We start from the raw sequence: 21846 nt of genomic DNA on the forward strand, positions 1-21846 counted from the left end.
CAGCGTAGGCGGCCGATTCGCGAGACCGACCTGCATGTCCGACTGTGACGCCGGCCGGTTTCTCAAGACGCTGCGTCGTCAGCAGGCGGGTGCACACATGACGGTGCATGAAGCCCGTGCTTGCCGTGTCGCTGCCGTTGCGAGACTCTACGCACGCAGCAGTCGCATTCGGCGACGAGAGGATTGGTCATGGCGCAAGAGAAGTTCGGTTTCGAGACACGGCAGATTCATGCCGGGGAGGAGCTCGACAGCGACTACCGCGCGCGAGTGACTCCGATCTATGAGACCGCCGGGTATGCGTTCGCCGACTTTGACGACGCCAGACGTCACTTCGAGCACGTCGACCCACGAGACTTCTACGGACGCACCGGCAACCCCACGAATCACGTCGTCGAACGGCGTCTGGCCGACCTCGAGGGCGGCACGGATGCGGTGGTTCTGGCCAGCGGACAGGCTGCGATCAGCGGCACGCTGCTGGCACTGGTCTCTTCGGGGTTCGAGTTCATCGCCACGTCGAGCCTGTACGAGGGCACGAAGGTGCTCTTTCGAGACGCACTCTCACGACAGGGCATCACCGTGCGCTTCGTCGACGCGGAGGCGAGTGACGACGTCTGGGAGCAGGCCTTCACCAACGGCACTCGCGCGGTCTACACCGAGACGATCCCGAACCCGAAGAACGACATCGTCGATCTGCCGCGGATCGCCGAGATCGCTCATGCGCACGGTGTGCCGCTGATCGTGGACAACACCGTTGCGACTCCGTACCTGTCTCGTCCGATCGAACACGGCGCAGACGTCGTCGTGCACTCCACGTCGAAGTGGCTGAGCGGGCATGCGAACATCATCGGAGGCGCCGTGATCGACGGCGGCACGTTCGACTGGAGTGCGCATGCCGACGCGTTCAGACACCTGACCGCTCGAATTCGGCCAGACCGACCGTCCTACGTCGAGGCGTACGGCACCTCCGCCTTCGCCGCCTATCTGCGCTTCGGCGTGGTGGGCAACTACGGGCAGTCCTTCTCGCCGCACAACGCCTCGTTGCTCCTGCTCGGAATCGAGACGCTGTCGCTGCGCATCGAACGAGAGGTTGCGAATGCCCAGCGCATCGCCGAGTATCTCGAGACGCATCCGGCAGTGTCGAGTGTGGACTACCCCGGGCTTCCGTCGAACCGGTGGCACGAACGTGCCAAGAGACTGCTGCCGCTTGGCGCTGGTGCCGTGGTCTCGTTCGATCTGGCCGGCGGGGTGGATGCCGCAGCACGGTTCTACGACGCGCTGCGGCTGGTCTCGCGAATGACGCACATCGGAGATCTGCGCACGCTCGCGATTCACACCGGCTCGACGATTCACCGGAATCTGACCGAACAGCAGCGCGTGGAGGCCGGCATCACCCCCGGGCTCATCAGACTGAGCGTCGGGCTCGAGACCGTCGAAGACATCATCGCCGACCTGTCGCAGGCCCTCTCGTCGATCGACGAAGCCGACCACGGCCGTCACGATCGGTAATACGGAGCGAGGGGTGAAGCCGAGTTGCTAGATTCGACTTCACCCAACAGTGCTCAGACGTGTGCGAATGAGCCGTGCAACAGAGAGAAGAGTCATGACTCAGCGGTCTTGCGGCCGAACGGGTGAGCATGCTCGCCCTCCGCTCGAACCAGAGGCCTGCATCCGTCGGCTCTGGCCCGAAGCGAGCACGACGGCCCGCGGGAACTGCGCTGTCGGCTTTCGGGCGTCAGCACGATGACGCGAACGCGCGGACGGCGGTCGAGGTCGCGCACGAGCTCCTGGCGACCGGACGCGTCGCCGCCGACCTCGTCGCCGATCTGCGAACTGCGCGCGAGACAGCCTCCTGGCGCGTCTGACCAAGCCCCCCCCCGTTCATCTGTGAAGGAGAACCCAGCATGACATTGCTCAATGACACGAATTCGCCGGAAGGCTTTGAAACCTCGGCCGAGCGGGGCGCAGACGTCAGCACAGCACCAGAGATCTTCGTTATCCATGAGAACCCAGAGTGGATCCCGCCGTTCGCTGCGGCCTTCGCACGGGCGGGTCAGCCCTTCCGCGAATGGCTGCTGACCGACGGGTCGATCGATCTCGACCGCGAGCCGCCTGAAGGCGTGTTCTGGTCGAGACTCAGCGCCTCATCGCACAGTCGTGGGCACGAGCACGCAAAGGAGTACGGTCGCGCAGTGCTCGCGTGGCTCGAGTCGTACGGGCGACGGGTGATCAACGGCTCGTCGGTGCTCGAATTCGAAGTCAGCAAGGTGCGACAGTACCTTGCGCTGGCCCGGGCCGGGTTCCGCGTGCCGCAGACCGTCGCCGTCTTCGACCGCGGTGACCTGAGCGCTCGTGCTGCACAGCTGCAGACGCCGTTCATCACGAAGCACAATCAAGGCGGCAAAGGGCTCGGCGTCCGGCGTTTCGACAGTCACGCAGAGTTCGCCTCCTACATCGCGAGCGACGAGTACGAAGAACCGGTGGACGGCATCACGCTGCTGCAGGAATACGTACGCTCGGCCGAGCCGTTCATCACGCGAGCCGAGTTCATCGGCGGGCGCTTTCACTACGCGGTGCGGGTCGACACCTCTGCGGGATCGTTCGAGCTGTGCCCCGCTGATGCATGTGAGATTCCGTCCCAGGACACGGCCGAGGAACTGCCTGCTCTGGCGGGTGCGGCCTGCGACGTGCCGGCGGTGCCGGGCGCCTTCACGGTGCGCCCCGAGATCACAGCGTCACATCCGCTGATCGAACAGCTGACTCGCTTTCTCGACGACAACGGGATCGAGGTGGCCGGGGTGGAGTTCATCGAGACCGCTGACGGCGATCTGGTCGTCTACGACATCAACACCAATACGAACTACAACAGCGCCGTCGAGCTCACCGTTAGCACTCCGGCTGCAGACCGCCTGGTCGAGTTCCTCACTGCGGAGGCCGTGGCTCAGCGACATGCGTCACGGGCGCACGCATGAGGTTCGGCTATTGGACGCCGGTCTTCGGAGGGTGGCTGCGCAATGTCGAGGACGAACAGACCCCGCTCACCTGGGAACATCTGAAAGAGATCGCGCAGACGGCTGAGACGATCGGCTACGATCTCACCCTGATACCAGAGCTGTATCTGAACGACATCAAGGGGCCTTCCGGGCCGACGTTCGACGCCTGGGCCACCGCGTCCGCTCTGGCGGCGTCGACTGATCGTCTGGAGATTCTCACGGCGATCCGGCCGAGCTTTCATCCGGTCGCTCTGACTGCCAAACAGATCGCGACGATTCAGGCGATCGCCGGCAATCGGCTCAGCATCAACGTGGTGTCGGCCTGGTGGCAGGAAGAGGCCCGCCAATACGGCATTGACTTCGAAGACCACGACCACCGATACGCGGTCACTCAGGAGTATGTCGATGTGCTGACCGGGCTGTGGCGTGAGACCCCGTTCACGCACCATGGCCGCTTCTTCGATTTCGACGACACCTCTCTCGAGCCCAAGCCCGAGCAGCGGCCCGTGATCTACGCGGGAGGCGAGAGCGAGGCGGGTCGGCAGGCCATTGCGAACTTCGCTGACGCCTATCTGGTGCACGGCGGCACCCCCCAAGAGGTGCAGGCGAAGATCGCAGACCTGCAGCGGCGGCGCGTCGAGGTCGGCCGGCAGCCGTTCCAGCACTTCGGCATGGCGGCCTATGTCATCGTGCGAGACACCGAGGCGCAGGCGCAGGCCGAGCTGGAGCGGATCACCCGTGTGCAGGCGGGCGCCGCGTATGACTCCTACCGAGATTTCGTCTCGAAATCGCAGTTGGACACCCAGGTGAGTCTGCATGACTACTCCGTCTCGAATCGGGGGCTGAGACCGAATCTCATCGGCACGCCCGTGCAGGTGGCCGATCGCATCCGGGCCTTTCACGAGGCCGGAGTCGACACCCTGCTCATTCAGGCCTCGCCCGTTCTGCCCGAGCTGCAGCGCATCGCCGAGCAGGTGTTTCCCCTGGTCGATCGTCAGGGCTGACCCGCCGGCCGCCCTGGCGCAGGCACGGCCGAGTCAGCTGCACGCATGATCATGCGTCGTCGTGACATGCCGTTCCGGGCCCGCAGATAACACAATGTGACGCCTTCTGACCCTTCATTACCGGTCGACGTGAGACGACTCGGTCGTGACCCTACGCTGAACGCAGCAGAGCGCAGCTCACCGTCGTCGAGAGGTCCACCCCACGGCCTCGAGCGCGGTGACGAATTCAGGAGGCCGCAGACATGACCGAAACCCATCTCATCCACATCGGCGTCGCACTCGAAGGCGCCGGCTGGCACCCGGCGGCGTGGCGTGAGGCCAGCTCTCGGCCGACCGAGCTCTTCGACGCCGGCTACTGGCTTGATCTGGTGCGCATCGCCCAGCGGGGAGCTCTTGACTTCGTCACGATCGAGGATTCGCTCGCTCTGCAGTCGTCTGACCGGCTGCGCCCCGACGAGCGAACTGACGAAGTGCGGGGGCGTCTCGACGCGGTCGTGCTGGCTTCGCGGCTCGCACCCGTCACCGAGCACATCGGTCTGATTCCGACGGCGACGACCACGTTCACCGAGCCCTTCCACATCTCGAAGGCCATCGCGACCCTCGACTTCACGAGCCGGGGGCGCGCAGGAGTGCAGCCGAAGCTCTCGCTGCGTCACGACGAGATCACGCATGTGGGCCGGCGCGAAGAGGAGTTCATCGCCGCGCTCGAACGCATCGACACCGTCGATCAGCTTCGCGACGAGGCTGACACCGCCGTGCGTCAGGCGTTCGACGAGGCGGCCGACTTCGTCGAGGTGTTGCGCCGTCTCTGGGACTCCTGGGAAGACGACGCCGAGATCCGAGACGTCACGACCGACCGTTTCATCGATGCAGACAAGCTGCACACCATCGACTTCGAGAGCGAGGCGTTCAGCATCCGCGGGCCGTCGATCACGCCGCGCCCGCCGCAGGGGCAGCCGGTGGTCGCATCGCTCGCGCATGCGCAGGTGCCGTATGAGTTCGCCGCGCAGCAGGCCGACGTGATCTTCACCACGCCCGATGCGGAGGCTGGTGCCGCAGGCGGGTCGGGTACCGCTGAAGAGGTGCTCGCCTCGGTGCGAGCGGCTGAGCGTGAGACGCAGCGCGGCGGCGAGCCGCTGCGTGTGTATGCCGATCTCGTGATCCTGCTCGACGAGGCCTCTGCCGTCGGAGAGACGGGGTCAGCTCGTCTGCAGAGACTGGACGCACAGGGTCGTGCTCTGCGCAGCGATGCGCGCATCGTGACGGGATCGGCAGCCGAGGTGGCCGACCTCATCAGTGCGCTGTCGCAGGCCGGCTACGACGGTGTGCGTCTGCGACCGGGAGTCGTGACCGACGACCTGCCGGCGATCGTCGACGTGCTCGTGCCCGAGCTGCGCAGCCGCGGGCTGTTCCGTGACGCCTACCCGGAACATGAGACGCTGCGCTCTCTGCTGGGGCTGCCGACCGACGTGCCCAGCCGCTATGCCGGCCAGCCGTCGCACCTCTCGCCTGCTCCGCAGACGGCACTGTACTGAGCGCTGCCCAGCGATCACGACTCACGCCACACACCCTTCCACCGCAGCATTCGAGAGGAACAGCACATCATGAGCACTCCGTCAGACTCCACACCACGCAAGCAGATCATCCTCGCCGCACACGTCGGCGGGGTCAACGAGCACACGCTCTGGGAAGCCCCCGGTGCGGGCAGCCAGATCGAGTTCGAGACCTTCGAACACGTCGCCCAGACCGCCGAACGCGGCTTCTTCGACTACTTCTTTCTCGCCGAGGGACTCGCGCTGCGACAGCACGGTGACGCCCTGTTCGACCACGACATCGTCGGCAGACCAGACACCATTCCCGTGCTGGCGGCGCTCGCCGCGGTCACCGAGCACATCGGTCTGATCGGCACGCTGAACTCGACGTTCAACGAGCCCTACGAACTCGCGCGTCAGTTCGCGAGCCTCGATCAGGTCTCGAACGGCCGGGCCGGGTGGAACGTCGTCACCTCGTTCGACGCCTTCACCGGTGCGAACTTTCGACGCGGCGGCTACCTGCCTCGCGAACAGCGCTACGAGCGGGCCGAGGAGTTTCTGCAGACCGTGAGGCAGCTCTGGGACTCCTGGCCCGAAGATGCGATCGTCGCTGACAAAGAGACGGGGCGGTTCCTGGCCTCGGCCGAGGCCGGCGCCTTCGCGCACCACGGTGAGCAGTTCGACGTCGAGGGCCGATTCACGGTGCCGCGCAGCCCGCAGGGACGGCCCGTCATCGTGCAGGCCGGCGTTTCGAATGACGGCCGCGACTTCGCCGCCGCCAACGCCGATGTGATCTTCTCGCCGTTCCACGAGGCGGGTGAGGCCAAGCGCTTCTATGCCGACATTCAGCAGCGACTCGTGAAGTTCGGACGTCACCCCGGCGATCTGAAAATCGTGCCCTCGGTCGGTTTTGTCCTGGGAGAGACCGAAGCCGAGGCGCAGGAACGTGCCCGCGAAGTCCGGCATCAGGTCTACACGCCGAAGACGGTGCAGGTGCTCGCCGAACAGATCTGGAACCGAGATCTGTCGAACTACGACCCTGACGGGCCGCTGCCAGACCTCGACCCTGCCCTTGACGCGCCGAGATTCGTCAACGGCCGCACCTATCACTGGGACAGAACGGCAAAGATCGCCGAGCTGCGCGCCTATGCCGATGCACACGGCACGACACTCCGAGAGACGTTCGAACAGCTGCACGGCCGTCTCGACTACGTGGGGACGCCGGAGCAGATCGCCGACGCACTCGATGACTTCGTGCAGCAGGGGGCGGCCGACGGGTTCGTCATCGCTCCGCCGGTGATTCCGTCCGGATTCGACGAATTCGTCGACAAAGTCGTTCCGCTGCTGCAGGAACGCGGCTCACTGCGCACGGAGTATGCGGGCACCACACTCCGCTCGAACCTTGGGATTCCGGTGCCCGAGCGCGGAGAGCAGGCTCCGGCAGTGTATGCCTGAGCGGCCGGGACCCGCAGCGGTCGATGCTGCCGATCGAATCCGAGGCAGCATCCTCGAGCTGATCGGTGACACCCCGCTGGTCGAGCTCTCTCGTTATCGGGGGCTGCACGGTCTGGGCGGGCGTCTGCTGGCAAAACTCGAACGCGCGAACCCGGCAGGCAGTGCAAAAGACCGCATCGCGCTCTCGATGATCGAAGATGCCGAGCGGCGCGGCGATCTCAGCCCCGGAGACACCATCGTCGAACTCACCAGTGGGAACACCGGCATCGGCATCGCCGCCGTCGGAGCGGTGAAGGGATACCGCGTCAAGATCGTCATGGGGTCTGCGGTCAGTGCGGAACGGGCGAGGCTGGTGCGCGCATACGGCGCCGAGGTTGTGATCCTCGACGAGGACGAGTTCGCAACCGGCCCCGCCCGCCGTGACGAAGCAGACCGCATCGCTGCTGAGACGGAGCGGGGTGTGCAGCTGATCCAGAGCAGGAATCCCGCGAACCCTGCGGCTCATCGGCGCACCACCGGCCCTGAGATCTGGCGCGATACGGCGGGTCAGGTGGATGCGCTGGTCGCGTCGGCAGGCACTGGAGGCACCCTCAGCGGCACCGCTTCGTTCCTGCGCGAGCACAACCCCGATCTGCATGTGGTGCTGGTCGAGCCCACCTGGGAGTCGGTCCCCACACCTGAGCACACGCACCCGTCACATCGGATCGATGGCGTGCATCGCATTTCGGGCGAAGACGAAGAGACGCTGCCGTGGACGCTCGACCGCGACCTCGTCGACGAATCGATCGAGGTCGCGGTCGACGACGCCTATGCGGCCGCCCGCGAACTCGGTGCTCATGAAGGCATTCTGGTGGGCACCTCGTCAGGAGCGGCGCTCTGGGCCGCGGCGCAGCTGGCGGGCCAGGAGCGGTTCCGCGGACGCACTGTCGTGGTCATTCTGCCCGACACGGGCGAACGCTACCTGTCCACACCGCTGTTCGACTGAGGCGATCCGACCTGTGGTCTCTCGACGACGAGGCAGGGAGCAGCGGAGTCACACTCTGACACACGATGCATCGGCGGGCGCGAGCACCGGTAGATTCTGCTCGCAGGGGTACTGATCACGCAGGTTCGGTTGTCGTTCGACCGGGCAGTGGCCAGGCCGTCCCCACAGACCGGACAGTCAGATCCGAGAAAGGTCGGGTGTTCTCCATGCCCAACAGCCCTCATACAGTGATCGTCTCGGGGACGCTGAGCACCCCGTCGAAGACCACGGCGTTGGGCGAGGCCATCGGAGCCTCGCTGGTCGAGCATCACGGCGGTGACGTTCAGACGATTGAGGTCGCCGCGCTGACCGGAGAGATCGGGCGGTCTCTGATCACGGGACACACGACCGAGGTGCTGCAGGATGCCGTGCGGCGCATCGAGCATGCCGATCTGCTGGTCGCTGTGTCGCCGGTGTTCAAAGGCAGCTACTCGGGGCTGTTCAAGCACCTCTTCGACTTGGTCGACCCCTACGCCCTCACCGCCAAACCGGTAATTCTCGGCGCGACCGGCGGCAGCCAGCGGCATTCGCTGACCGTGGACTACGAGCTGCGACCGCTCTTCACCTACTTCAACGCCAATGTCTCGCCCATCGGCGTCTATGCCACCGGTGACGACTTCGTCGACTATCAGGCGGTGTCGACGCAGCTGCTCCAGCGCATCGACCGCGCTGCCTCGACGCTCGCAGTGGGCGCTTCGGCGGCTGACGGCGGTCTGAACCGTGTGCCCGAGGCTGCTGCGGTCGCACTCGGCTGAGCCTCCGCTCGCTGGTGTCTGCGTCGTTTGCGGCTCGATCCGGGCTGCACCATGACGTCTACTGTGTCGCAGTGTTGCGACTCGGTGAACGTCGACTCGGGGCGCCTGCATAACATGACGAGGCATTCGACAACTCAGAGCGCACAGAAAGACGAACGACGGAACGACGATGACAGCAGATCAGCAGCGGGATCACTCAGCCGGCACCGGCACCGTACCGGTGGCGGGCGTGATCACTGCGGGGTCATATTCCGCGGATGACCCAGTCACAGGGCTCAGAGAGGTCCTCGAGCTCATCTCCTTCGTCGAGCAGCTGGGATTCGACACCGTCGGCGTGCGCCAGCGCCACTTGGAGCGGGGCATCTCATCGGCGCTGACCTTCTTGGGCGCCGCTGCAGAGCGCACGAGTCAGATCACACTGGAGTCGAACGTCGTGCCGCTCGGGTTCGAGACTCCGTTTCGGCTGGCCGAAGACTTCGCGACAGTCTGGGCCCTGGCAGCGGGCCGTCTGCACATCGGCGTGAGCTCTTCGGCGCCGCACGCCGACCTGCTCGCCGACCTCAACCGACCTGACGCAGACCCGAAGACCGACGCGTACGAACTCATCGCCCGATTCCTGGAGGCGCTTGAGGGCAGAACCCTGAGCGACCAGGGGCTGCAGACGCCGTATGGCATCGAGGAGCGACCGCACGTGCAGCCGAACATTCCCGGGCCGAATCGCCCAGTCTGGCTGGGCGGCGGGTCGAACCGCTCAGTCGACTGGGCCGCCCAGCACGGCCTCAACCTCTTTCTCGGCAACCTCACCGATGCCGAGGGCGACGCAGACTTCAGAACGTCGCAGTTCGCTCGGGTTCGTCGTTTCCGACGCGCAGCGGCGGAAACGACGTTCGGTCGAGAGCGCTCGGTGGCAGTCGAACGCGTGCTGCTGCCGACAGACACCGCTTCGGCCGAGCAGCGCGCGCACTATCGTGAGTTCGCCTCCTCACGCGAGGCGCGCACACACGTGGCCCATGGAGCCCGGCGCACGCTGATCGCGCGCGACCTGCACGGTTCGGCTGCAGAGATCGCCGAACGACTGGCCGCAGACCCGGTCTTCGACGGGTCGACGCAGCTGCGAGTGTCGCTGCCATACGGCTTCGAACTCGCCGAGTACCGACAGATTCTCACCGACATTCGCGAACGCGTGCTGCCGCTGCTCGGCTGGGAGGCACACTGATGCCGCGGTTCATTCTCGGTCGTCTCGGCCAGGCGCTTCTGGTGATCTTCGTGGCCTACACTGTGGCGTTCCTTCTGCTCTATGCGCTGCCGAGCGACCCGATCTCTCTGCTGCTCGGCACTGATGCCGGCGACGTCACCGAAGCGCAGCGTGCCGAGCTCGCCGCGCAGTACGGGTTCGACCAGCCGCTCATCGTGCAGTACTGGCATCATCTCACCAGCCTGTTGACCGGAGACCTCGGGTTCTCGGTGCAGCAGAGCAGAGACGTCGTCGCGATTCTGCTCTCGGCGATCGGCCCGACGCTGCAGCTTGCCGCCTTCGCATTTGTGCTCGCCCTGGTGTTCGGCCTCGGCCTCGGTCTCTGGGCAGCGGGAACGCGCACGTCCTGGCTCTCGCAGATTCTGCTGGGGCTGCCGAGCCTGGGCGTTTCGATTCCGGCCTTCTGGTTCGGACTGGTGCTCATCCAGCTCTTCTCGTTCCGCTGGCAGATCTTTCCCGCGTTCAACGCCGAAGGCCTGGCCGGGCTCATTCTGCCCGCTGCGACGCTCGCGCTGCCGACCGGCGCCATGGTCGCGCAGGTCTTCGCCCGGTCGCTGATCAATGTGCAGCGTCAGCCGTTTGCGACCACGGCACGTTCAAAGGGCGCGGGTCATCGCTATGTGCTTCTTCGCCATGTCTCGCGCAATGCGCTGCTGCCGGTTCTGACGATCACCGGGTTGGTCGTCGGCCAGCTGTTCAGCGGCACCGTCGTCACCGAGACGGTCTTCTCACGGCCGGGTCTCGGCCGCGTCATCGCGTCGGCTGTGACGAGTCAAGACATCCCGGTGGTGTTGGGAGCGGTGCTCATCGGAGCGCTGCTGTACACCCTGACCAACCTCGTCGTCGACCTGATCTACCCCCTCATCGATCCTCGCCTGCGCGCGTCGATCGGAGCGCGGTCGACTGCGCGTCGAAGGAAGAGTGCTTCGCCAGCCGGAGCGTCCGGAGCTGCGGTCGCCGCATCCCCCGACACGGTCTCGCTGCAACCAGGCGAAGTGAGCAGCGACGCAGAGACCGACTTCGCGGTGAAGGCGACCCACGCATGAGCACATCGACAGTGACGACTTCTGCTGCGAATGCAGCGACAACGCCCGCATTCGGCGTCTGGCAGCGCCTGCGCACCTCTTGGGCGGCCAGCCCCACGGTGATCGTCTCTCTGGCCTGGCTGCTCGTGGTGCTCGTCTCGGCGGTCGCACCTGCGGTGATCGCACCGGGCGACCCGCTGACGGGCGAGGTCTCTGAGAAGCTGAGGCCTCCGAGTCTCACACATTGGTTCGGCACCGATCAGCTGGGCAGAGACCTGTTCACCCGGGTGGTGCATGGCTCCGGTCTCACCCTGCAGGCCGTGCTGATCGCACTGGCTCTCGGACTCATCGTGGGCACGCTGTTGGGGCTTGTGGCCGGCTTCGTCGGGCACCGGACGGACGCGGTCATCATGCGCATCGCCGATGTCCTGCTGGCGATTCCCAATCTGCTTCTCTCGCTTGCCGTCATCGTGGCCTTGGGCTTCGGAACGGTCAATGTGGCCATCGCCGTGGGCGTCACGAGCATCGCGTCGGTCTCGCGCGTGATGCGGGCAGAGGTGCTCAAGGTCAAGCAGTCACCGTACATCGAGGCGGCCCGCGCCGGCGGAGCCCGTTGGGGGCGGATTCTGCTGCTGCATGTTCTGCCGAACGCCATCGCACCAGTCGTCGTGCTGGGCGTGCTCGAGTTCGGATCGGCGATTCTGGCCATCAGCGCTCTCAGCTTCTTGGGCTACGGTGCGACTCCACCAGCCCCGGAATGGGGTGCGTTGGTCAGTCAGGGACGCGACTTTCTCGCGGCACAGGGCTGGCTGTCGACGCTTCCAGGCCTCGTGATCGTCGCCACGGTGCTCTCGGCCAACCGCATTGCCAATGCGCTGAACGACAGGACAGCCTCATGACACAGGAATCCTCAGCGCTTCGTCACGACGCTGCAGCGAAGCCGCTGCTGGGCGTCAGAGACCTTCGGCTCAGCTACCAGACGAGCCGTGGCCCGGTCGCGGCCGTGCGCGGGGTCTCGTTCGACGTGCACGCCGGAGAGCGTGTCGCCTTGGTCGGCGAGAGCGGCTCGGGCAAGTCGACCATCGCCTCATGCGTCATCGGCCTGCCTCCGCGAAACCTGCAGATCGACGGCGGCAGCGTCGTCTTCGACGGGCAGGAACTGCTCGGTGCGAAAGACCGAGTGCTCAATGCGATTCGCGGCCGTGACATCGGGTTCGTGCCGCAGGATCCGACCGTCTCGCTGAACCCGGTTTTGCGTGTCGGCGAGCAGGTCGCAGAAGTGCTGAGACTGCATCACCTGCAGCCCCGCGACCGAGCGAGGCTGGCGGCGCTCGACGCGCTCAGACATGCCGGGATCGACGATGCGGAGCTCCGAGCCTCACAGTATCCGCATGAACTGTCTGGCGGGCTTCGCCAACGAGTGCTGATAGCGATCGGTCTGATCGCCGGGCCGCGCCTGCTCATTGCCGACGAACCGACCAGCGCCTTGGACGTGACCGTGCAGAAGCGCATCCTGGACCACCTCGATGCCCAGGTGGCCGAAGCCGATCTCGCCGAGCTCTTCATCACTCACGATCTCGGCGTCGCCGCCGATCGCACCGACCGCATTCTCGTGCTGCGCCGTGGCGAACTGGTCGAAGACGGTTCGCCCGAGCAGGTGCTGCATGATCCGCAGCATCCGTACACGCGTCAGCTGATCGCCGACGCTCCGAGTCTGCACGCGGTGCGCCGAGCGACGCGGGTGCGCAGCCGTGCGGATGCGGACGCGACCTCCGAGACGCACGACAGCGCGCAGCAGCCCCAGAATGCGTCGGCACTCGAGTTGAGGCACATCGTGAAGGAGTACGAGCTGCCGAACGGCGCCGGGGCCTTCCGGGCCGTGGACGATCTCAGCCTCAGCGTCGTTCGCGGGCAGACCACAGGTCTGGTCGGCGAAAGCGGTTCGGGCAAGACCACCACAGGGCGTATCGCACTTCGGCTCGAGACGCCGACCTCAGGAGAGGTCATCGTCGATGGCACGGACATCGCTCAGTGGCGGGGAGAACGGCTGCGTCAGCTTCGCCGTCGTATCCAGGTTGTGCAGCAGAACCCGTACGCCGCCCTGAACCCTCGCATGAGCATCTCGCACATCGTCAGCGAGCCGCTCGCCTCGTTCGGCATCGGCAGTCGCGCCTCTCGTCGAGTGAGAGCCGCAGAGCTGATCGATCAGGTGGCGCTGCCGAGCACAGTGCTGGACCGCTCGCCGAGTGAGCTGAGCGGGGGACAGCGGCAGCGAATCGCCATCGCACGGGCTCTGTCCATCGAACCGGCGCTCATCGTGCTCGATGAGCCGGTATCGGCACTTGACGTCACCGTTCAGGCGCAGATCCTGGATCTGCTCATCGATCTGCAGCAGGAGCATCGACTGAGCTATCTGTTCATCTCGCATGACCTCGCCGTGGTGCGAGACATCGCTCACAAGGTTGCGGTGATCAGGTCAGGGCGCATTCGCGAGAGCGGAGAGACCGAGCGCATCTTCGACCAGCCGCAGCATCCGTATACCAGAGAGCTTCTCGACGCGATACCGGGACGATCCTTTCGCGCGACCGTGAGCTGAACCAGACGCCCAGAGACGTGGGCCCGGATCGGCCTCGAGCGCCGCTCTGCAGAAGCACAGATGACCTTCGCCACCGCACAGGAAGAAAACAGGAGACAAGATGTCACGAAAACGAACTCAGAGAGCCCTCATCGCCGCTGCCGCGGCGGGGCTGGCGCTGTCCCTTGCGCTGACCGGGTGCGCCAGCGGGGGAGGAACCTCGTCGAACGACGCCGGGCCGGTCGACGGGGGCACCCTGAAATTCGCGATCGGCAACGATCCGATCAGCTTCAACCCGACCGGAGTCGGCAACGGCAACGACACCTGGTACGTGACGCGACAGGTGTATGACTCTTTGGTCTATCAGAATCCGGATAGCCAAGAGATCGAGCCTTGGCTGGCGAAGTCATACTCGGTGAACGACAACGCAACGGAGTTCACTTTCAACTTGAGAGACGACGTCACCTTCTCAGACGGAAGTCGGCTCACCGCCACGACGATCAAGGCGAACCTCGACGACGCGAAAGCAGCCGGGGCCGCGTCATCTGCGGCGAGCTATCTGGCGAGCTACACCGGAACCGATGTGACGGATGAGCATACGGCGGTCGTCAAGTTCGCCAAGCCAAACGCTTCCTTCCTCTCAAATGCAGCCACCGTGACACTGGGCATCGTCTCAGACAAGTCGCTGACGGTTCCCTTCGCCGATCGCTCGGCCGGCACGAACATCGCCGGCTCAGGGCCATTCGTCCTCAAGTCGTACACGAAAGATCAGTCGACGACGCTCGCCAAACGCGACGGCTACACGTGGGCACCCGCATCGCGTGGCAACACCACTGGCGCTCATCTCGACGCGGTCGAGTTCTCTGTCGTGCCGGAGAGCGGCAACCGCACCGGCGGCCTGACGAGCGGTCAGCTCGATGTGGCCGGCGGCATCGCACCCAACGACATCGACACCGTTGCCGCCTCGAACAACACGGTCGAACGTGCGAACCCGGGCACGGTCTTCGGCGTCTACTTCAACGAACACCAGCCGGTCATTGCCGACGAGAGCGTTCGAGAGGCCGTCGGCTACGCGGTCGACGCCCAGGAGATTCGCGACGGAGCGCTGAACGACCACTTCGCTGTCGCTGACAGCGTGCTGTCTCAGACCACACAGGATCACGAAGACGCCTCGTCGGTGATCCCGGCACACGACCCCGAGAAGGCCAAACAGGTGCTGGAACAGGCCGGCTGGACCGAGGGCTCCGACGGGATCCGTGAGAAAGACGGGCAGAAGCTCAAATTCCGCATCTCGTACATCAACAACTTCGGCCCGAACGCTGACAGCATCGCCTTGCTGCAGCAGCAGCTGAAGGCCGTCGGCATCGATTCGGTGCAGATCAGCGGCACCGTGCCCGAGTTCCAGGAGACGATCAAGTCAGGAGACTACGAGGTGGCCTGGCGCAACCTCTCCCGCGTCGACGGCGATGTGCTGCGCACCGACTTCAGCAGCGCAGGCACGAGCAACTGGCCGGTCGACGACGCTGAGCTCAACCAGCGACTGCTCGACCAGGTCAGCATCGGCGATCAGGCGCAGCGCAGTGCTGAGATCAAGTCGCTGCAGAAGGCGCTGATCGAGCAGCATCATTTCGTTCCTGTGCACGAGCTCACGACGGTGCTCGGCACCACGAAGAGCGTGCATGGCGTCTCGCTCGGGGCAGACTCACGTCTCGACCTGCTCGTGAACGCCTACAAGGCGAACTGAGCGAAGCGCTCGCACGGTGCAGACGGCCGTCGGTCAGCAGCAGCAGCTGCGCCGACGGCCGTCTGTCGTTGACGGCAGCGATGCCGCGGTGACCGGTCTCCGGGCCGCTCGGTGTCCCTCGTAGACTGGTGCCGAGAATCCCTTCGCCTGAGGAGTGCAGCAGGATGCCCGACGAGTGTTCGCGACTGGCCCGCAGTCTGGTGCGTCACGGCATGCGTACGGTGCTCGTCGACGGTCGATCAGGCAGTGGCAAGACCTCGTTCGCTGCCGCCCTGAGAGCTGCATGGGTGGCCTCAGACGTGAATGCTTCCGCTGCGGGCGCCGCACCGGTCTCTGTGTGCTCGGTCGTGCACCTCGACGACGTCTATCCGGGGTGGGACGGCCTTCGCTGGGCCAGCGATCATGTGCGCGCCGACCTGCTCGAGCCCCGTGCCCAAGGTCGACCAGGCCGCTGGAGACAATGGGACTGGGCGACGAACCGCCCCGGGCCGATCCATGTGGTGCCTGCTGACGTCCGGCTCATCGTCGAGGGCGTCGGCTCGCTCACGTGCGCATCACGTCGTCTCGCAGACGTCGCGTTCTGGGTCGAGGCGCCGACCAGCGAGCGACGCATCCGGGCACTGCGACGTGACGGTGAACTGTATGCGCCGCATTGGGCGCGATGGAGTGCGCAGGAGGACGCATTCATCGAACGCGAACGCCCCCGTGACTATGCCGACGGGATCGTCGACAACGCTGCGACTCGAGATATCGCAGCCGCGTCGAGTCGCTGGGTGGTCCATTCATCCATCGGAACCGCCCCGAGCGAACGGTAGAACTGAATCGACGGTTCGTTCCAGTCGAGCACAGTCCACTCCACTCTGGCGTATCCTCGCTGCTGGGCGAGCTGCGCGAGATGGACCAGCAGGGCGAGTCCGTATCCCCGCCCGCGTTCTTCGGGCACGACGAACAAATCCTCGAGCCAGATTCCGGTCAGGCCGGTCCATGTCGAGAACGATCGGAACCAGATCGCGATGCCGATTACGTCTCCGTGCTTCTCGATCACCTGTGCACGAGCCGGAGCGTCGGCTTCGAACAATGCGGCGTGCAGCTGCTCTGCGGTGGTCCGAACGGCGTTCGGCTCTTTCTCATACGCTGCAAGGTCGCGGATGCGGTCAAGAATGCCGAGAACATCGGCGGGTGTGGCGTCGCGAAGAGTCGCATCGTCGGCAAGGGAACGGGGCGACAGCGAGGTCTCTGACATATCAGAGAGCGTACTGCACGATCTGCCCGAGCGGCGTCGCGATGAGAGCGGTTCGATCACATGCGCAGGGCCTATCATGACCTGCCGGTCGGCTGACATGCTGCGGTCCTTGGGTGCAACAGTCTGTCCTCATACGGGGTTCAACGAGTGCATCGCCCGGTGCACCAGACGTTCAGCCTTCGAGAAGAATCCGGCGGACTCTGTGCACATCAGATCATGATCGGCCCTGCCCCGGAGACGAATGAATGGCGATGCGGGGGAAGACGATCTCGTAAGATGTTCAGTGTCCGAAAACTCACCAGTATCCCCCGACGAATGAGAGACCCGAAGATGGCACGCAGACCCGCGAATCCAGACCGCACTTATGAAGTTGTTCTCGAAGAGTTCCGCGTCGCACGCGCCCATGCCGACGAGCTGAAAGAACAGAGCAAATCTGCCAACGCGGCGGCCGCGAAGCTCAAGGCAGAGGCCACCCGTCTGAAGAGGCGCGCCGTGTCAGAGGCCGAAAAGAAGCTCGAGAAGGCGAAAGAGGAGTACGAGAGGGTGATCGACCTCGTCGAGCACCCGGAAGACTGATCGGCCATTCGTGGGCCGCGATCAGGCGCAATGTGACGAGAGATGACCTCGTGTTGCGCCTGAGCGGGTTCACCGAGCACGAGCAGCATACGCTGCACGCATGACCATCACGAAGAGGCAGTCGCCTGCGCTTGACCGAGCGCAGTACATCGCAGACTGGGAGGCCTGGCACCGCGGCCAGGAGAGCCGACGATCAGACGACCACGGTTTTCTCGCTGTGACCACGATCGTCTGGCTCGACGAGCAGCCACAGCGCATTCCTGGAGTGCCCGGTCGCTGGGCCTCCACTGCGCTCGGCACGGTCATCGAGATCGATGCCGAAGGCGACGACCTGCTGCAGAGCGCGACGTCGGAGACGACTTCGCCGGCCGCTCTGCAGGTGCCGAGCGGTCACCAGCGAGAGATCACGCCGCAGGGAACGATCGTGTACCGACTCGGGCCAATCGCCGAACGATCAGGCCTGACGCTGACGTTCGGAGACATCGAGATCGAGGTCGCGACTCGTGGGGGCCGCACCATCGTACGCCCACGTGATCCGCGCAACGACCTGCTTGTGCAGTATCGGGGCACCCCGGTCTACCCGCCGAACCCACGGTGGATAGCCAGCGGCAGATTCGTGCCGTTCGACGAGCCGAAACCTGTCACGGTGGGGTCGGTGTCTCCAGAGATCGAACATGTCTACGAGGCTCCCGGAGTCGTCGAGTTCTCGCTGCGTGGCGAGGAGTTCACCCTCACGGCGTTCAACGGCCGAACACCGGGCAGTCTGCTCGTGCTCTTCACCGACGCCACCAGCGGGCTGACGACGTATGCGGCCAACCGGAGTCTGCACATCGATGCGCCGGATGCATCCGGTCGTGTGACGCTCGACTTCAATCGGGCGGTCAACCTGCCCTGCGCCTACACCGACCATGCGACCTGCCCACTGCCTCCCGCAGGCAACCGTCTGCCAGTGGGCATCGAGGCGGGCGAGAAGACGCCGCTCGAGAGGGGCTGACCTCGATGAGATTTCAGATTCTCGACATCGTGCCGCATCGCGTCAACCCGGTCACCGGGCGTTTCGTGGCCCCTGCCGATCGGCTGGAGCAGACGCTGCTGACGGCACGACGATCCGAGCAGCTCGGCCTGGACGCCTTCGCCGTGGGCGAGCGTCATGCCGGTCATTTTCTGTCGTCGTCGCCGACCGTGCTCTTGGGCGTGATCGCAGCCGAGACCAATCGCATCCGTCTGAGCACCGGAGTCACCGTGCTCAGCATTCTCGACCCGATTCGCGTGGCCGAAGACTACGCCACGGTAGACCAACTCTCACGCGGCCGTCTCGAGATCACGATCGGCAAGGGCAACGAAGTGCAGCAGTACCCGCTCTTCGGGCTCGAGATCGACGACCAGTGGGATCTGCTCGCCGAGAAGTACGAGCTGCTGCGCACGCTCTGGTCGCACGAAGACGTCACGTGGCCCGGGTCAGCACTCACCCGGCCGCTGACGCATCCCACCACGACGCTGCCGCGACCGTTCGCCGGCACACCTCGCGTCTGGCACGGGTCGGCGACGACGCTCACCTCGGCCGCATTGGCCGCTCGCTGGGGCGACCCGCTGATCAGTGCCAACGCCATTCAGCCGCTGAAGAACTACACCGTGCTGGTCAGGCACTACCGTGACGAGTACGCTCGGCACGGGCATGACCCCAGACTCGCCTATGTCGGCGCCGGTGCCGGCGCGCTCTTCATCGCAGATACCACGCAGCAGGCGAGGGAACTCTATGGGCCCGTGTACGAGGCTCTGGTCAGAGCGATCAATGTGCCTGGCAACAACACGCCGTTCCGAGACATCGATCACGCGATCGCTGAGGGCCCTGCGCTGGTCGGCTCTCCGCAGCAGATCATCGACAAGATCGGTCGATTCCATGATGGCTTCCAGCACGACCTGCAGTCGGTCTCGCTGCCGACCACGGTGCCGTTCGAACATCAGCTCGACATTCTCGAACGCTTCGCCCATGAGGTCGTTCCCGTGGTGCGCGACGAGTTTCCGACCACACTGTGGGGAGCTGACGATCCGTGGGCATCTCGGGCTGCGTTCGCCGGCGGAGTCGGTCAGACGACGGGCGTCACGGCAGGACATGCCCCGACGGGTGCCGCCGCAGGGGCAGAGCGCCGCCAGACGACCCGCTGACGTGGTGCGAGAGGGCGATCGGGCGAGCACGAGAACAGGCGAACGGGGCCGACACGAGTTCGTCGTCTTGGGCTGCTGTCTGGGCGCCGGCTTCGGCACGCTCATCGACTCGTCGTCGGTCAACTACGCGGTGCCCAGCGTGCAGGCGTCTCTGGGCGCGAGCACGCAGCAGATTCAGTGGTTTCTCGCTGCGTATTCTCTGACGTTCGGGCTGGGCCTCGTTCCGGCAGGGCGCATCGGAGATCGCTGCGGCCGCAAGATTCCGCTCGTCCTGGGCCTCCTGTGCTTTCTGATCGGCGGCGTGATCGCGGTGGCCGCAGGCAGCGTCTGGTGGAGTGTGGCCGGTCGTGCGATGCAGGGGATCGGCGGGGGGACCATCAGCGCGCAGGTGCTCGGCATCATCCAAGACGAGTTTCGAGGGATGGCGCGCATCCGTGCGCTGTCGGCCTACGGCATGGCTTCGGCTGCGTCTGCGTTCGCCGGGCCGCTGCTCTCAGCGGCCGCCCTGCAGCTGCTGCCGCCGGAGTGGTCATGGCGGGGCATTCTCGCGCTGAACATGCCGTTCGTCGCGGCCACGCTGGTGCTCGCCTGCCTCTATCGGCCGGAGACGACGTCGTCGCATGCGCGGGCCGCGCCAACTGGCCCGCACCCCTCGCCTCGGCTGGTCAGCCTCGACCTGCCGGCGGTCGGACTGCTCGGAGCCCTCGTGGTCGTTCTGACGCTGCCGGTGATCGATCCCGTGCTGAGCCGACATTCTCTCTGGCTGCTGCTGATCGTGCCGGTTCTGGTCGTGACGCTGGTGCTGTGGGAGCGACACTATGCGGCGACCTCGCGTCTGCCGCTGTTCGTGCCCGAACTGATGCGCTCTTCCGGCTATGTCAGGGGCAGCGTGGTGGCGATGCTCTGGTTCGGGGCGATTCTGGCCAAGTCGACCGTGCTGACGCTGTACCTGCTGTCGACGACCTCGCTGAGCCCGATCGGTGTCGCTCTGCTGTTCGTGCCTGGGGCGCTGGCCCGCCTGTGGAGTGCGAACTTCGGCTCTCGTGCCTACAGCAGACTGGGGGCTCGTGCCGTGCCGGCGTCGATGGGGCTCGAGCTGTTCGCCGCCGTGCTGCTGCTGGTCGCGACATGGGACTGGGGTGGAGGGCCTGGAAGCGCCGAGCCCAGACTGATCTGGGCCACGATCGTCTTCGGCGTGCTGTCGGGCATCGGGTCGGGCATCACCGAACCGGTGCTTCGGGCGGTCACGCTCGATCACGCTCCCGAGTGGGCGCATGGCGTGGCCGCTTCGTTCCTGCAGCTGGTGCAGCGCCTGGCAGCGACGTTCTTCGTGGCGCTTGCCACGGGACTGCTGCTCAGCAGGGATGACGCATTCGGCCTGACTTTGGGAGTGGCCGTGGGCGTGGGCGGCACGGCTGCGGCCTGGGCGCTGGCACTCGGATCGGCGTTCCAACTGAGAACAGCGCCTGAGCAGCACGCAGCCGCGTCCGGCACCGCTGTGGAGTCCTGACTGGGGCCAGACCGGTTCAGGCGCGGAACGGCAGCAGGTCGCGCACCTGTCGAAGCCATTCGAGGTGTGCCTCTATCCGTGTCGACACCGAGAGCCGATCAGGAACGTCGGCGACGACGACGGGTCGGGGATGCGAAGTCAGCAGCGGTGCGGGGGATGCCGTCTTCTTCTGTCTCAGCACGGGACGATGCGTCAGGACCGCGCCGACGAGCCTTCCGGTGGTGCGGTGCTCGACCACCCAGAGCTCGTGCTCGTGGGCCAGACGGGCGAGAGCGTGCGCGGCAGCCGAATCGTCTGCCGTCGGAGACTGTGCCCACAACGCGGCCGCGTCGCCGAAATCCTCCGGCCGTGCGAGTCTGACGAGCAGTGGATCCGTCGAGGCGAAGTCGTAGACGAACACGGCCAGCGGCCATCCGTTCGAGGCCGGCTTGGTCTCGCGTTCGAGCCGTCGTTCGAAGCCGAGACGGTGGTACAGGCGCTGCGACGTGAAGTTCGTCGGCCCGGTGTCGAGCACGAGAGCCTGCACGCCCCACGCTCGTGCACGACGAAGAGCCTCAGACATCAGCGACCATCCCGCGCCGGTGCCGCGGGCCTCTGGCAGAACCGCCAGAAGGCGCAGTTCCGCTTCGCCGGTGCGCGCCTGTCTCGTCAGACGTGCGCCCGGGCGCAGCAGGCTCGCCGTGCCGATCAGAGCGGGCTGCTCGCGCACGGGTGTCGACGATGTGGGCACCTCGCCGTGCGGTCTCCGGTCGGCGACCAGCAGGTCGCCCTGTGCGGCGCGGCCGGCCGCATCGAGCAGCAGCTGCCTGCGCTGCGCGTCGGGCTGACGCGCGCCGGGCAGGGCATGGCCGAAGCCTTCGAAGGTCAGTCGGCCGATCGCCTCCAACTCGTCGCGGCGGGCGGTTCGTATCTCGATCGCTGAGCGCGGAGTGACTGCGGCCGGGGGCTGTGGCGTGGAAAGTGCGTTCACACGCGCATTCTGCGGGCAGGCG

19 protein-coding genes are annotated in these 21846 nt (G+C 65.7%); 17 read left to right on the forward strand and 2 right to left on the reverse strand.

What is annotated here, in order from left to right; all coding sequences use genetic code 11:
* The first annotated feature begins 189 nt into the window (after positions 1–189).
* The 13 genes from F8O08_RS00895 (at position 190) to F8O08_RS00955 (ending at position 16174) form a co-directional block, all read left to right on the forward strand.
* Positions 190–1506 (forward strand): O-acetylhomoserine aminocarboxypropyltransferase/cysteine synthase family protein, encoded by a 1317-nt coding sequence (locus F8O08_RS00895; RefSeq protein WP_158042329.1) that lies wholly within the window; start codon positions 190–192, stop codon positions 1504–1506.
* Positions 1507–1901: 395 nt separating this feature from the next.
* Positions 1902–2969 carry an ATP-grasp domain-containing protein gene (locus F8O08_RS00900; RefSeq protein ID WP_225733523.1) on the forward strand — a complete coding sequence of 356 codons (1068 nt, stop codon included), beginning with the start codon at positions 1902–1904 and terminating at the stop codon, positions 2967–2969.
* Positions 2966–3994 (forward strand): LLM class flavin-dependent oxidoreductase, encoded by a 1029-nt coding sequence (locus tag F8O08_RS00905; protein ID WP_158042330.1) that lies wholly within the window; start codon positions 2966–2968, stop codon positions 3992–3994. The genes F8O08_RS00900 and F8O08_RS00905 overlap by 4 nt, the downstream gene beginning before the upstream one ends.
* Before the next feature lie 242 nt (positions 3995–4236).
* Positions 4237–5529, forward strand: coding sequence for an LLM class flavin-dependent oxidoreductase (locus F8O08_RS00910; protein WP_158038534.1), 1293 nt, complete (start codon positions 4237–4239; stop codon positions 5527–5529).
* A gap of 69 nt (positions 5530–5598) precedes the next feature.
* Complete coding sequence (locus tag F8O08_RS00915; protein ID WP_158038533.1) at positions 5599–6981, forward strand: NtaA/DmoA family FMN-dependent monooxygenase; 1383 nt, start codon at positions 5599–5601, stop codon at positions 6979–6981.
* A complete protein-coding gene (locus F8O08_RS00920; RefSeq protein WP_158038532.1) occupies positions 6974–7966 on the forward strand; it encodes a PLP-dependent cysteine synthase family protein in 993 nt (330 codons plus the stop codon). Before F8O08_RS00915 ends, F8O08_RS00920 begins: the two co-directional genes overlap by 8 nt.
* A 206-nt stretch (positions 7967–8172) precedes the next feature.
* On the forward strand, positions 8173–8760 hold the full coding sequence (locus F8O08_RS00925) for a CE1759 family FMN reductase (RefSeq protein WP_192496924.1): 588 nt from the start codon (positions 8173–8175) through the stop codon (positions 8758–8760).
* A 169-nt stretch (positions 8761–8929) separates the two neighbouring features.
* Positions 8930–9976, forward strand: a complete 1047-nt coding sequence (locus tag F8O08_RS00930) for an LLM class flavin-dependent oxidoreductase (protein WP_158042331.1) — start codon at positions 8930–8932, stop codon at positions 9974–9976.
* Positions 9976–11061: an ABC transporter permease gene (locus F8O08_RS00935; RefSeq protein WP_158042332.1), complete on the forward strand. Its 1086-nt coding sequence runs from the start codon at positions 9976–9978 to the stop codon at positions 11059–11061. The genes F8O08_RS00930 and F8O08_RS00935 overlap by 1 nt, the downstream gene beginning before the upstream one ends.
* Entirely contained in the window at positions 11058–11939 is an 882-nt protein-coding gene (locus F8O08_RS00940; protein WP_158038528.1) for an ABC transporter permease, read from the forward strand. Before F8O08_RS00935 ends, F8O08_RS00940 begins: the two co-directional genes overlap by 4 nt.
* Positions 11936–13636 (forward strand): dipeptide ABC transporter ATP-binding protein, encoded by a 1701-nt coding sequence (locus F8O08_RS00945; RefSeq protein WP_158042333.1) that lies wholly within the window; start codon positions 11936–11938, stop codon positions 13634–13636. Before F8O08_RS00940 ends, F8O08_RS00945 begins: the two co-directional genes overlap by 4 nt.
* A gap of 100 nt (positions 13637–13736) precedes the next feature.
* Positions 13737–15359, forward strand: coding sequence for an ABC transporter substrate-binding protein (locus F8O08_RS00950; RefSeq protein ID WP_158042334.1), 1623 nt, complete (start codon positions 13737–13739; stop codon positions 15357–15359).
* Between the two features lie 164 nt (positions 15360–15523).
* Entirely contained in the window at positions 15524–16174 is a 651-nt protein-coding gene (locus F8O08_RS00955; RefSeq protein ID WP_158038525.1) for a hypothetical protein, read from the forward strand.
* On the opposite strand, the gene F8O08_RS00960 is transcribed toward F8O08_RS00955, so the two are convergent.
* Positions 16069–16602: a GNAT family N-acetyltransferase gene (locus tag F8O08_RS00960; protein WP_158038524.1), complete on the reverse strand. Its 534-nt coding sequence runs from the start codon at positions 16600–16602 to the stop codon at positions 16069–16071. The two genes, F8O08_RS00955 and F8O08_RS00960, sit on opposite strands and share 106 nt — an antisense overlap.
* 330 nt (positions 16603–16932) lie before the next feature.
* Between F8O08_RS00960 and F8O08_RS00965 the strand changes: the two genes are divergently transcribed.
* From F8O08_RS00965 to F8O08_RS00980, 4 genes are all read left to right on the forward strand, one after another.
* Positions 16933–17178 (forward strand): hypothetical protein, encoded by a 246-nt coding sequence (locus tag F8O08_RS00965; RefSeq protein ID WP_158038523.1) that lies wholly within the window; start codon positions 16933–16935, stop codon positions 17176–17178.
* Between the two features lie 100 nt (positions 17179–17278).
* The gene (locus tag F8O08_RS00970; protein WP_158038522.1) at positions 17279–18172 is read left to right on the forward strand and encodes a DUF1684 domain-containing protein; all 894 of its coding nucleotides are present in this window, start codon (positions 17279–17281) and stop codon (positions 18170–18172) included.
* A gap of 5 nt (positions 18173–18177) precedes the next feature.
* The gene (locus tag F8O08_RS00975) at positions 18178–19344 is read left to right on the forward strand and encodes an LLM class flavin-dependent oxidoreductase (RefSeq protein ID WP_158042335.1); all 1167 of its coding nucleotides are present in this window, start codon (positions 18178–18180) and stop codon (positions 19342–19344) included.
* Complete coding sequence (locus F8O08_RS00980; protein ID WP_158042336.1) at positions 19292–20854, forward strand: MFS transporter; 1563 nt, start codon at positions 19292–19294, stop codon at positions 20852–20854. Before F8O08_RS00975 ends, F8O08_RS00980 begins: the two co-directional genes overlap by 53 nt.
* 16 nt (positions 20855–20870) lie before the next feature.
* Here the strand turns inward: F8O08_RS00980 and F8O08_RS00985 are convergent, their stop codons facing one another.
* Positions 20871–21824 carry a GNAT family N-acetyltransferase gene (locus tag F8O08_RS00985; RefSeq protein WP_225733524.1) on the reverse strand — a complete coding sequence of 318 codons (954 nt, stop codon included), beginning with the start codon at positions 21822–21824 and terminating at the stop codon, positions 20871–20873.
* Between the last annotated feature and the right edge of the window lie 22 nt (positions 21825–21846).

It is taken from the genome of Pseudoclavibacter sp. CFCC 13611 (genome assembly GCF_008831225.1).
Classification (GTDB): Bacteria; Actinomycetota; Actinomycetes; order Actinomycetales; family Microbacteriaceae; genus Pseudoclavibacter_A.